The 11,917-nt window shown below is 60.9% G+C and carries 11 protein-coding genes; 1 reads left to right on the forward strand and 10 read right to left on the reverse strand.

Annotated elements, in window-relative coordinates:
* From VL547_RS08290 to VL547_RS08330, 9 genes are all read right to left on the reverse strand, one after another.
* Positions 1-701, reverse strand: a 701-nt coding sequence (locus VL547_RS08290) for a cupin domain-containing protein (RefSeq protein WP_325577184.1), incomplete at its 3' end; no start/stop codon positions are given.
* Positions 698-1,174: a cytidine deaminase gene (cdd, locus tag VL547_RS08295; RefSeq protein WP_325577185.1), complete on the reverse strand. Its 477-nt coding sequence runs from the start codon at positions 1,172-1,174 to the stop codon at positions 698-700. The genes cdd and VL547_RS08290, both read right to left, overlap by 4 nt.
* 14 nt (positions 1,175-1,188) lie before the next feature.
* Complete coding sequence (lepB, locus tag VL547_RS08300) at positions 1,189-2,712, reverse strand: signal peptidase I (RefSeq protein WP_325577186.1); 1,524 nt, start codon at positions 2,710-2,712, stop codon at positions 1,189-1,191.
* 38 nt (positions 2,713-2,750) lie between these two features.
* Positions 2,751-3,401 carry an alpha/beta hydrolase gene (locus VL547_RS08305; RefSeq protein WP_325577187.1) on the reverse strand — a complete coding sequence of 217 codons (651 nt, stop codon included), beginning with the start codon at positions 3,399-3,401 and terminating at the stop codon, positions 2,751-2,753.
* Positions 3,398-4,558 carry a sigma-54 dependent transcriptional regulator gene (locus VL547_RS08310; protein ID WP_325577188.1) on the reverse strand — a complete coding sequence of 387 codons (1,161 nt, stop codon included), beginning with the start codon at positions 4,556-4,558 and terminating at the stop codon, positions 3,398-3,400. Before VL547_RS08310 ends, VL547_RS08305 begins: the two co-directional genes overlap by 4 nt.
* 9 nt (positions 4,559-4,567) lie before the next feature.
* On the reverse strand, positions 4,568-6,529 hold the full coding sequence (locus tag VL547_RS08315) for a TonB-dependent receptor (protein WP_325577189.1): 1,962 nt from the start codon (positions 6,527-6,529) through the stop codon (positions 4,568-4,570).
* 121 nt (positions 6,530-6,650) lie between these two features.
* Positions 6,651-7,316 carry a hypothetical protein gene (locus VL547_RS08320; RefSeq protein WP_325577190.1) on the reverse strand — a complete coding sequence of 222 codons (666 nt, stop codon included), beginning with the start codon at positions 7,314-7,316 and terminating at the stop codon, positions 6,651-6,653.
* A gap of 6 nt (positions 7,317-7,322) precedes the next feature.
* Complete coding sequence (locus VL547_RS08325) at positions 7,323-8,621, reverse strand: alpha-L-fucosidase (RefSeq protein WP_325577191.1); 1,299 nt, start codon at positions 8,619-8,621, stop codon at positions 7,323-7,325.
* A gap of 60 nt (positions 8,622-8,681) precedes the next feature.
* The gene (locus VL547_RS08330) at positions 8,682-9,665 is read right to left on the reverse strand and encodes a pyruvate dehydrogenase complex E1 component subunit beta (protein ID WP_325577192.1); all 984 of its coding nucleotides are present in this window, start codon (positions 9,663-9,665) and stop codon (positions 8,682-8,684) included.
* 56 nt (positions 9,666-9,721) lie between these two features.
* Between VL547_RS08330 and VL547_RS08335 the strand changes: the two genes are divergently transcribed.
* A complete protein-coding gene (locus VL547_RS08335) occupies positions 9,722-10,981 on the forward strand; it encodes a saccharopine dehydrogenase C-terminal domain-containing protein (RefSeq protein ID WP_325577193.1) in 1,260 nt (419 codons plus the stop codon).
* 2 nt (positions 10,982-10,983) lie between these two features.
* Here VL547_RS08335 and VL547_RS08340 read toward each other — a convergent pair whose 3' ends face one another.
* Positions 10,984-11,814 carry a hypothetical protein gene (locus tag VL547_RS08340; protein WP_325577194.1) on the reverse strand — a complete coding sequence of 277 codons (831 nt, stop codon included), beginning with the start codon at positions 11,812-11,814 and terminating at the stop codon, positions 10,984-10,986.
* Positions 11,815-11,917: the final 103 nt, after the last annotated feature.

Consider the following 11,917-nt stretch of genomic DNA (forward strand, 5'->3'; position numbering starts at 1 on the left):
TAGCGCCACTGTAGCGCGTAATAGACCGCGGGCGTCGTGCCCGTGTTCCGGATATTGTGGGGCGAGCCGGGTGTGAGGAGCACCAGGTCGCCCCCTTTTGCGGGATAGGGTTTTCCGTCGATGAGCTCTTCCACGTCGCCCTCGCGGACCAGGATGATTTCTGCTTCCGGGTGGACGTGCGGTGGGTGGCTGGTTTCGCCGGGGTTGAGGGTGGTGGCGTGGAGGTCGATCTTTTGGAAGTGGGCGGAGGTCGAGGTGAGGATTTGACGGGTCTCGCCTTTGGCGGTGGTTTTGACGGGGAGGTCGGCCCAGTTCAGGGATGTGTCGTGGCCGGCTTGTCCGTTGCGGTCCGTTGTCCTTATATGGATATAGTCGAGCTCCAGGGATTCCTGGCCGTCGTTGGCGATCCCGGCGCCCGAGCCGGCCTGGATCAGGTAGACGCCGCCGGGGCCGAGGCGTTTTCCGTTGGCGATGGTGGCGATACCTTTTTTGATAAAGAGGAGCTCGTCCCAGTCGGCGCCGCCGATGCTGTTCGTGCCGGGGACCAGCGTGGCGGAGCCGTATTGGATATAGGTGTCGGGGGCGACACGGCCCATGACCGGCGGCAGTGCGCCATTGACGGTGTGGGTGACGCGGGCGGTGAGGGTGTCCTGCGCGTGGGCAGCGGAGGCCAGCAGCGAGAGAATGAGTATCCGTATCATCGCCGCAGGTCCTCGTTGGTAAAGGCGAGCGGCAGCAGCGCGCGGGCGTCCTCGAGGACGTAGACGGGGCCGGTGGCGCCGCCCATGATCAGGCGGAAGGGGCGGCCGGTCCGGTTTTGGAACTCCAGCATGGACTGGCGGCAGAGGCCGCAGGGGCTGATGGGCTCGTGGATTTCGGCGGCGGTGACGGCGAGGGTGTCGATGGTTTCGCCGGGGTGGAGGGTGGCGGCGACGGACAGGAGGGTGCGTTCGGCGCAGATGCCGACGGGATAGGAGGCGTTCTCCTGGTTGGCGCCGCGGACGATGGCGCCGGAGGCCATGCGGGCGGCGGCGCCGACGTGGAAGTTGGAATAGGGGGCGTAGGACAGCGCGGTCGCGGACTGTGCCTCGCGCAGCAGGGCGGCGTCGTCCGGCGGGAGGTCCGCGGCGGTGGCGTAGACCTGGTAGTCGATATGTAGGTGCTCGTGCCGCATACCGGGGGAGGCGCTTAGTGTATCATGCGCATCACGCGTTTCCAGCGCAGGCCGCCCGTGCCATAGCTCATCCAGATCATGGAAGCCCGGCCGACCACGTGGTCCTCGGGGACAAAGCCCCAGTAACGGGAGTCCAGGGAATTGTGGCGGTTGTCCCCCATCATCCAGTAGTAGTTCATCTTAAACGTGTATTGGTTGGTCTCGACGCCGTTGATGATAAACTTGCCGTTTTTCTCTTCCAGATCGTTCTTCTCGTAGACGGAGATCGCTCTGCGATATAATGATATGTTCTCGGGGGTCAGCGTCAGGGTCGCGCCCCTGGCGGGTATCCAGATGGGGCCGTAGTTGTCGCGGTAGAAGTGGAAGTGCGCGCGGTCGTAGGGGAAGAGGTCGGTGGAATCCTGCGTCTCCTCGTTGAGCTGGACGGAGACGACGTTGGGCAGGTGTTTTACCTGGTCGACCATGTCCGGGGTGAGGTTGATGAGGTAGTTGGTGCTGCCGTCGGAGCTATAGTTCCCGCCGTTGGTGTTGCCGATCGCGGTGTCGCTTTCGAGGTCGATGCGGAGGTTGGATTCTACGAAGTCGGGGGAAATGGGCTTCCCGTTGGTGGTGATGTGGTAGAACATCTCCGATTCGGGGGGCAGGCCCTGGTCCACGCTGTTGATGACGACGTGGCCGTGGACCACGCTGAGCGTGTCGCCGGCGATACCGGTGCAACGCTTGATGAAGTTCTCCTGTTTGTCGACGGGGCGGATGATCAGCGGATAGTTGTCCGGGTCGTTCAGGATCGCGTCCCTGCCCTTCTGGCGGACGGCGGAATAGTACGTGACGACGGAGCCGTATTCGGGCAGGTCGATCACGGTGTCGCCTACCGGGAAGTTGAAGACCACGACGTCCTTTCTTTCCACCGGCCGGGCGAACCAGCGGATATAGGGCCACTTGACCCATTCCAGGTAGGACTTCCCGTTAGTGACGGGCATGGTATTGTGTACAAAGGGGAAAGACAGCGGGGTTTCGGGTATCCGGGGCCCGTAGCTGAACTTGCTCACGAAGAGGAAGTCGTTCACCAGGAGGGTCTTTTCCATCGAGGGCGTCGGGATGACATAGGCCTCGAAGACAAAGGTGCGGATGATGGTGGCCGCGACGACGGCGAAAACGGCGGCGTCGATCCATTCCCGGGCGACGGACTTCTTGTAAAGCTTGACCTTTTCGGGGCCGATATACTTGATATCCTTGCTAAAACCGACGTAGGGCAGGTACAGGAAGGGCACAAAAACCACGAGGGCGTGCTCGATCAGCGTATACCGGCCGAAGTGCTTGACCCAGTCGATGACCAGCGCGATCGTGATGAACTGACCGACGACGGGGATGAACTGGAGCCAGAACCAAACCTTCTTTTTCTGCATGAGCCCGACCATGATCCAGGTGTTGTAGTAGGGAACGAGTCCCTTCCACGCTTCCACCCCGGCCTTCCGGAAGGTCCCGTACAGGCCAATCAACGATCCGATCAATCCAAGAATAAATAATACTGTTCCCATGCTGTCATTTGTCGTTTGGAGTTGCCAAAAGTAACACTTTATCGCAAGTCGTCTAATAATAAACGGCTTACCTCGGCCGCCCGGTTATGGACCATGAAGTGGCCGGCCCCGGCGATGACCACGTCCGGGTGGGCCAGGCCGACGGGGAAGATACGGTCCTTGCCGCCGTGGATGTGAAAGGTATTGCCGGGGGGCGCGGGGGCGTCCCAGTTGATCAGGGCGTTGATGGCCCAGTTCAGGTACCCGGGGCTTACCGCGTTCCGGTAGGCCGTCACGAGGTCTATTTCCTCCTGGTTCTCGACGCCCAGGTTGTAGTTTTCCAGGGGGCCCATCCAGCGGTGGGGGTTGAACAGCAGGGCCAGCTTGTGAAGCGGCAGGTACTTCCCAAAACGCATGTACCCGGGCATTTCGCTGCGCTGCTTGACGGTGGACAGGAGCCAGATACGGCGGACCGGTATGAGCTTGGCGATCTCGATGGACATGATGCCCCCGAAGGACAGGCCCATGAGGATGGGTTCGGGGTGGTGGATGGCCGCGGCCATGCGGGCGGCGTAGGCGGGGAGCGATTCATGGCGCTCCGGCGGTATCCAGGGCAGGTGGATCATCTCTGCGCCGGGCAGCACGAGGTGCTCGAAGACCCGCTTGTCGGCGCCCAATCCGCTGATACAGTATACGGGGATCATGGTCATCCGGGGAAGACGTAATTGTGCACGTCCCCTTCGGTGATGGTCTTGCCGCTCAGGATGACCAGGCGCTCGACGACGTTCCGCAATTCACGGATGTTGCCCGTCCAGTTGTAGCTCTTGAGCGCCTCGATGGCGCCGGCGTCGATGGCCTTCTTGGGCTGGTTGTAGTCGGAGGCTATTTCCCCGAGGAAAAAATCGGCCAGCTCCGGTATGTCTTCCTTGCGCTCGTTGAGGGAGGCGACGTGGATGAGGATCACGCTCAGGCGGTGGTAAAGGTCGAGCCGGAAGGTCTTCGCGTCGACTTCCTGCATCAGGTCCTTGTTGGTGGCCGCGATGACACGGACGTCCACGTTGATGTCCTTGTCGGCGCCGACGCGGGTGATCTTACCCTCCTGGAGGGCGCGGAGCACCTTGGCCTGCGCGGACAGGCTCATGTCGCCGATCTCGTCGAGGAAAAGGGTGCCGCCGGTGGCCTGTTCGAATTTCCCGATGCGTTGTTTAATGGCGGAGGTAAAGGAGCCCTTTTCGTGACCGAAGAGCTCGCTTTCGATGAGCTCGCTCGGGATGGCGGCGCAGTTGACCTCCACCAGCGGGCCCTCCGCGCGGTTGCTCTTTTCGTGTATCCAGCGGGCTACCAGCTCCTTTCCGACGCCGTTTTCCCCGGTGATCAGCACGCGCGCGTCGGTGGGAGCGACCTTTTCGATCGTATCCTTGATCCGGAGGATGCCTTCCGAGGTGCCGATCATGTCCTGGGTGCGCTTGACCTTCTTTTTGAGCGCCCTGGTCTCGGTGACGAGGGTCTGGCGGTCCATGGCGTTGCGGATGGTGATGAGCAGCCGGTTCAGGTCGGGGGGTTTGGAGACGTAGTCGAAGGCGCCTTTTTTGACGGCCTCGACGGCCGTCTCGATCGTCCCGTGGCCCGAGATCATGATGATGGGCACGTCCGGGTTGACGGTCTTGGCCTTTTCCAGGAACTCCATGCCGTCGATCTTGGGCATCTTGATGTCGCACAGGACGACGTCATATGTTTTTTCAGAAAACTTCTTTAACCCTTCCTCTCCGTTTTCCGCGTCGTCGATCTTGTATCCTTCGTAGGACAGGATCTCGCTGAGCGTTTTTCGGATGGCTTTCTCGTCGTCTATGATCAGTATGCTGGACATGGGGTAAAATTAGGGGATTCTCAGCGAACAGCCCGCGAAGACGTTCCGGCCTGGGGCGGTGTTAAAATAGCGGCCGCCGGCGGCGTTGAGGTCGTTGCCGAGGCTGTAGAGCTGGTTGAGGGCGTTGTCGATGCCGATGTGGACGGTGAGGTGCTTATGGGTCCAGCTTAGCTTGGCCTGGAGCTCGTCGTAGGAGCCGGCCCAGGCGTCGCTGGCGTCGTCGACGGGGAGCTTGTCGGTGTAGGTGTTGGTGACGTTCAGGGTGAACCCTTTTATCGTTAGGTCGCCGCCGATGACCAGGACGTTGCGGGGGACGCCGGTGAGGGGGTGGCCGGAATAGCTGGTTGTGCCTTCGGTGTAGCTGGTGAAATGGTAGTCCTGGAGGGCGTAGCTGGCGAATAGGCGTACCGTTTTTCCAAACCAGGTGATTTGGGCTTCGAGACCCTCCTGGTTGGTGTTGCCGGCGTTGACGTAGTAGGCGTGACCGGCGCTGTCATACCGGGGGGTGATGGTGTGGCGGAGGCGGAAATCGTAGAGGGCGATCGTCGTTTGGAGGCGGTTGTCGCACAGGTAGGACTTTATACCCAGCTCATAGTTCCAGCCTTCCTCGGGTTGGAGGTTGTTGTAGAACAGCGAGGTGCCGGGGAAGATTTCGGCTATGGTCGGGGGGGAGTAACCGCGGCTGGCGGTGGCGTAGATACTCAGGTTGCCGGGGATGAGCTGGTATTGGAGGGATAGTCTTGGGAGGACCTGAGCATGGAGGTTTATGGTTTGCTCCGCGTTCGCCGGGTATATTGGGATATAATGGTAGGTGAAGGTGTTGATGCTCGTGCCGGCCAGCAGCAGCCAGTTGTTACGCCGCCATTCGGCCTGCGCATAGGGCAGGAGCTGGTACGCCTGCAGGTTGTCGTTGGTCTGGGTGGTGTCGGGGCTTCCGTCGGTGTTGCCCCAGTCGTGGATTTTGGAGCGGGTGTACTGGTATTCGGCGCCCAGGACGACGCGCCAGTCTTTTTTGTCGTAGATCCAGCGGGTCAGGGCTTCCAGCGTCAGTTCTTTTCGTTGTTCGTAGTCCGTTAGGAAGGGGTTGTCGAAGTGGGTGCCGGAGACGAGCACGGTCGTGGTGTTCGTCCAGTTGTTGGCCGTGTACCGGTTGGTTACGCCGGTAAACCAGGTTTGTGCGTAGATCGCCGCCCTGGCTGCCGCGGCGCCCGGGATGGTCGGCGTGCTGGGGCGCGCGGCCCTGGGGTTCTGGAAAAGCTGCTGGATCGTCAGACCGCCGGGGGTCTGGTAAAAAAGGTCGGTGTAAAGGGCGAACCAGTCGAGCTGGTCGTTCTTGTTGACCCGTATGTGTCCCCAGTCCTGGTAGGTGTCGCGGTGGGAGGCGCTGTGGTCGCGGTATCCGTCGGATTGGTTGTGGCTTTGGAAGAGCGCGTTAAAGGCGTTATGGGTGCGGGCCTGCCACATCGCGTCCTCGCCCCATTGGTTGTAGGAGCCGCCGCGGAGCTGGACGCGGCTGCCGGTGCTGGTGTCGGACTGGAAGAGCACGACGCCGCCGGTGTTGGCGCCGTACATGCTCCCGCCAGGGCCCTTGAGCACCTCGATGCTTTGAAAGGTGTTCATGTCCAGGACGTTGACATAGGTGTTGCCGCCGGCGTCGGTGAGGGGCATGTCGTCCCAGTAGACCTTGACGTTGCGGACGCCAAAGGGGGAGCGGAGCAGGCTGCCCCGGATCGACAGGCGGAAGCTTTGCGGGGAGCGCTCTTCCATCCGGACGCCGGGGATGGTATTGACCGCGGGGAGCAGGGAGGCGCCGGCGGTGCGCTGGAGGTCTTCCTGGGTGATATAGCCGACGGCGGAAGGGGTGGTCGACAGGCGTTGGCCGCCGGCGAAACCGTTGATGATGACGTCTTTCAGTTGCTTAGCCGAATCTGGTTGTTGCGCGGTGGCTCGCGCGCTTATCAACAAAGCCAATATCAAGTAGTTAGCCCGGGTCATGGACTAAAGGTACGTCTCGCCGCCGGAATTTGCCGCCCAACGAGCAGACCTGGGCCAACCTCGAAGAATACGGGCGCTCGCTCGTAGCGGCGGGGGCCTAGGGCTTCCTGGCCATGTAAGCGTCGATGCGCTGGATCACCTCGTAATGCCGCCGGAAAGGGTTTCCGGCGGTCTTTTCCTTGTCGAGGGCCTGCCGCAGGTAGTCGGCTACGTCCAGGTAGCAGTCCGCGCCCTTCAGGTAGGCGGCGGCCAGGGCCGACTCGAAAAGGGGATAGTGATCCAGGTTTTCGGCGATCTCGATGGGGTTGTTCAGGTAGTGCCGCTGGAAGCCGGTCAGGGTCGAGACGTCGGCCATCCGGGGGAGGGCGGCTTCCGTCAGGATCGACGCGGTTTGGCGAAAGGCATTTCGGGCCTCGTCGGCTGTTCTGACTTCGTGACGGTAATGGTTACCTGCGCCGGCGAAGTGGCCTTCCGCCAGCAACAACGCAGCGGGCGGCTCTTCCGTCAGGTGGCTGATCTGATAGGTTTTTTCCAGGAACGTCTTTATCTCGCCGATATTGACGACGACCTTGAACCGGAACTCCTGCCTGATCGGCCAGTAGGCGGAGAAGTCCCAGAAGAACATTACGGAGTCCTTCCCTTTCTTACGCGTAAACGTACCGGCAGTCTTGGAGCCCTTGTATCCCGCCTGGACAAATACGGGTCCGAGCTCCTCCCAGAGGAGTCCCCGCAGTTCCTTGACGGTGATACAGGCGTCCTCCATACGGCGTTATTTTAGCTCCACGTCGACGACCTCGTCCATCGGGTCGATCCGGGCGGGGTGTATGGCGATATGGCCGTCTTTGTATTCGTAGGGTACGTTTGTACCGGTCGCGAATTCCTTCACGGTTTTTATCTTCCCGGTGAAGGGGATGGTATCCGGGAGCGCACCCAGGATGTGGATATAGACGTGATTGCCCTTTTGGGTCATCGCGCCCCACGGCTGCGGACGAAGGAAACCGCCCTTGGTGCCGTAGATCGTGGGGCCGTACACTTTCAGGAAGGCGCCCATTTGGGTCAGCCGCTCCTGGAACTCCGGTTGGATGAGACCGTTGGGCAGGGGCCCGATGTTGAGGAGCAGGTTCGCGCCGTAGCCGGCCGCGCGGACCAGCAGGGTGACGAGCTCCTTGGAGCTTTTGTATTTGTCGTCGGTGATGTTGAAACCCCAGCTGTCGTTCATGGTGACGCAGGACTCCAGCGGGAGCCTGGAGATCGGCTGGAAGTCCAGGCCAGACTTGTTTTCGCCGGGGAGGTCCTGCTCGAACATCTGGAAGTCCTCACCGGGGAAGGGCGTCATATGGTGGTTGTTGCCGATCAGCGCCCGGGGCTGGAGCCGGTGGATAAGGGCGTAAATCTCGTCGAGCTTCCAGTCGATTTTTGACGTCCGGTCTTTCGCGCCTTCGGGAGCGGTCTGGTCCCAGTAACCGTCAAACCACACGCCGGCTATTTCGCCGTAGTTGGTGAGGAGCTCGGTGAGCTGGTCCTTCATGAACTGGAGGTAGTGGGCGTAGTTTGATTTTTCCGTACGGCCGGTGCCCTGACCGGTGCGGCCCGTTTCGTAAGGGTAGTCGGTGCGCGACCAGTCGAGCAGGGAGTAGTAGACAAAGAGCTTGATACCCTGTTTGTGGCACTCGTCCGCGATCATCCTGACCGCGTCCTTGCCCCACGGGGTATTGGTGATCTTCCAGTCCGACGCCCTGGTGTCCCAGTCGCTAAAGCCGTCGTGGTGGCGGGTGATGAGGGTGATGTACTGCATCCCCGCGGCTTTGGCAAGGCTGACCCACTCGTGCGCGTCGAAGTAAACGGGGTCGAATATCTTTTGCAGGCGCTGGTAGTCCGCGACCTTGATGTTGCGGTTGTTCATCACCCATTCGCCGTCGCCCAGGACGCTGAAGGCGCCCCAGTGGATGAACATGCCGAAACGGGCGCTGTCGAACCAGCGGCGGGCGTCGAGGTTGGCTTGGCTCGGCGTATATTGAGCGTGGGCTGTGGCGCCGATCAGCGTCATCAGCAGTAGGGCTTTTCTCATGGGCGCAAAATAAAAAACCCGACGCTAGCGTCGGGCTTTCAAATATACTGAGTTTTCAACTTATTTAACCTGATACATGACTTCCTTGACGAGCTTCACCGTGCGGGTCACGTCCGGCAGGTACATCGCCACGAGGTTCGGGGCGTAGTGCATGGGGGCGTCGGCGCTGGTGATGCGGCGGACCGGGGCGTCGAGGTAGTCGAAGCCTTCCTTCTGGATACGGTAGGCGATCTCGGAGGAAACCGAGCACATCGGCCATTGCTCTTCGACGATCACCAGGCGGTTGGTCTTTTTGACGGACTCCAGGATGGTCTCCCAGTCGAGAGGACGGATGGTGCGCAGGTCGATGACTTCGGCGGAAACGCCTTCCTTGGCCAGCTCTTCGGCGGCGCCGAGGGCGACCTTCATCATCTTGTTATAGGAAACGATGGTCACATCCGTCCCCTGGCGTTTGACGTCGCATTTACCGATGGGGATGAGGTATTCCTCTTCGGGCACGTCGCCCTTGTCGCCGTACATGACTTCGCTCTCCATGAAGATAACGGGGTCGTTGTCGCGGATGGCGCTTTTGAGGAGGCCCTTGGCGTCGTAGGGGTTGGAAACCGATACGACCTTGAGACCGGGGATGTTGGCGTAATAGCTTTCAAAAGCGGTGGAGTGCTGGGCGCCCAGCTGACCGGCGGAGCCGTTAGGGCCGCGGAAAACGATGGGACAACCCACCTGTCCGCCGCTCATGGCCAGCATCTTGGAAGCGGTATTGAGGATCTGGTCCAGCGCCAGGGCGGCGAAGTTCCAGGTCATGAACTCTACGATGGGGCGGAGACCCTTTTGGGCGGCGCCGACGCCGATGGCGGCAAAACCCAGCTCGGAGATCGGGGTGTCGATGACGCGCTTGGCGCCGAATTCGTCCAGCATACCCTGGCTGACCTTATAAGCGCCATTGTACTCGGCGACTTCCTCACCCATCAGGAATACCTTATTGTCCCGGCGCATCTCTTCACTCATGGCCTCGCGTAATGCCTCACGGAAAGCTATTTGTCTCATGGGCGCAAAAGTATTGGGAAATGGGGAGATAATCAAAAATTACTACCTTGACCCCTATGGAAATGCATCCGCAGGGGGTTCCTCACATCGTTTTATTCGGAGCCGGTAAATCGGCCACGGGGCTTATCGATTTCCTTGTGCGTCAACCGGTGGCGCTGACGGTCGTGGACGCCAGCCTCCAGGCGGCGTTGTCCAAGACGCATGGTTTTTCGGCTCACGCTGTCGGGTTGGATGTGTTGTCACAGGCCGAGGAGCGTTTGGCGCTGGTGCGGAGCGCGGCAGTGGTCATTTCGCTGATGCCACCCCTGCTACACCAGCTGATCGCGTCGGATTGCCTGTCGGAGGGGCGGCATTTGCTGACCGCGTCCTATGTGGACGATGCCATGCGCTCGATGGCGCCTTTGGTGCGCGACCGGGGGATATTGTTCCTGTGTGAGATGGGGCTAGACCCGGGGATCGATCACATGAGCGCCATGAGCATGCTGGACCGGCTGCGGGGCGCTTCGGCGGAGATCCTGGCCTTCCGGTCGCACTGCGGGGGTCTCGTGGCGCCATCCAGCGACGACAATCCCTGGCGCTATAAGATCAGCTGGAACCCGCGGAACGTCGTGCTCGCGGGGAAGGCGGGGGCGCGGTACCGGGAGGATGGCGCCGAGGTCGCCCTGGGGTACGCGGATTTGTTCGACCCTTCGCGGCTTGTCACCGTGCCCGGTTTGGGGCCGCTGGCCTGGTATCCCAACCGGGATTCGCTCGGGTATGCGCCGCTGTATGGGCTGGCGGCGATACCTACTTTTATCCGCACCACGCTGCGGCACCCGGAGTTTTGCGCGGGGTGGCGCTCGGTAATACAGCTGGGACTGACCGATGAGACGTTGTCGTATCAGACGGACGGGCTCTCGCTGGCGGAGTTCTACCGGGGCTTTGGCGCTGCTCCCGATGAACGGTTGCGGTTTTTGGGGTGGAGCAGCTCTTCGCTTATTAATCGCGGCCTGTGCAGTGCGGCGGACGTGCTGCAATATGCCCTGGAGTCTTATTTACCGCTGGCGCCTTCCGACCGCGACATGGTGGTGATGATGCACGAGATCACCTACCGGTTGGACGGTCAGGTGCAAACCGATACCGCTACGCTGATACTGGAAGGCCAGGACGCGGTGCACACGGCGATGGCCCGGACCGTGGGGTTGCCGCTGGGGATAGCGGCGATGCTGATCCTCGAGGGGTCGCTCCGGCTCACGGGGTTGCATATTCCGACACTGCCGGAGATATATGAGCCGGTGCTGGGGAGGCTGGCGCGGGAAGGGGTAAGGTTTATTTGACCCTATTTGACCCGCGCGAAGACGCCCTCCACGGAGGTCCCGTAGCCGCAGGTCCCGAGGCCGTGCAGGTAGCCGATGACGACGAAGTCCTTGAACACGCGGATGCGGAGCTTGCAGCCGGGACGGCCGGGGGAGTCGTATTCGGCGTTGGTGCCGTCGAAGGGGATTTGTGAGGACTTGACCATGGCGGAGGCGTAGTCGGGGGGACCGCCTGCGCAACCGAGGTCGATGGAGATGACGCCGGCGGCTTCCTTTTTGATGATGATACCACCGGCGGCGCCGAGGTCGCCCAGATGATAGGAGTACGTCCCTTCGACGCGTTCGGTCACCAGGTTGGTGTCGACGCCCGTCGGCACCGAATCGATGCGGAAGAGGTTGCACGCGTGCGCCAGGTTGGACGTCATGCTGAACCATTGCCCCTGGAATACCGAGTCGTCGATGATCTTGCCGGCAAAACCGTTGGACATGTCGCCGTCTTTGCTAAAGGTGCAAAACAGCAGCCGGCCGTCCTTTTCCACGGTGCCGTATATCGCCAGGCTGTCGCCCATGTAAAGGCTCTCCCCTACCCTGCCATACCGCACCACGCCCTTGATCACGCTGTCGCGTATCGCCATCCACAGGAAAACCTTCGACGTATCGCGCACCTTTCCCGTGAGCGTATAGTACGAGCGGAGGGGGAGGATTTCGTGTTTGTTTTTCTTTTTGGCGACGGGCTTTTTGACGGCTGTGCCGGTGGTGTCTTGCACCGCTTCTTTCTTTTTAAAAACGTGAAACTGGGACATGCCGGCGCAGACGATGGCCATGAAAGCGCAGAGGATAGCGAACTTTTTCATAAGGATTATTGGTAACGCAATATAGCGAAAAATACTCATACCCTTGCGCGCTTGTATCGCAAGGCCCCTGTGCGGCGTGCCGTGCCTCTTTTACCTCGTTTTG

This window comes from Dinghuibacter sp. (assembly GCF_035492835.1).
In the GTDB taxonomy this organism is placed as follows: domain Bacteria; phylum Bacteroidota; class Bacteroidia; order Chitinophagales; family Chitinophagaceae; genus Dinghuibacter.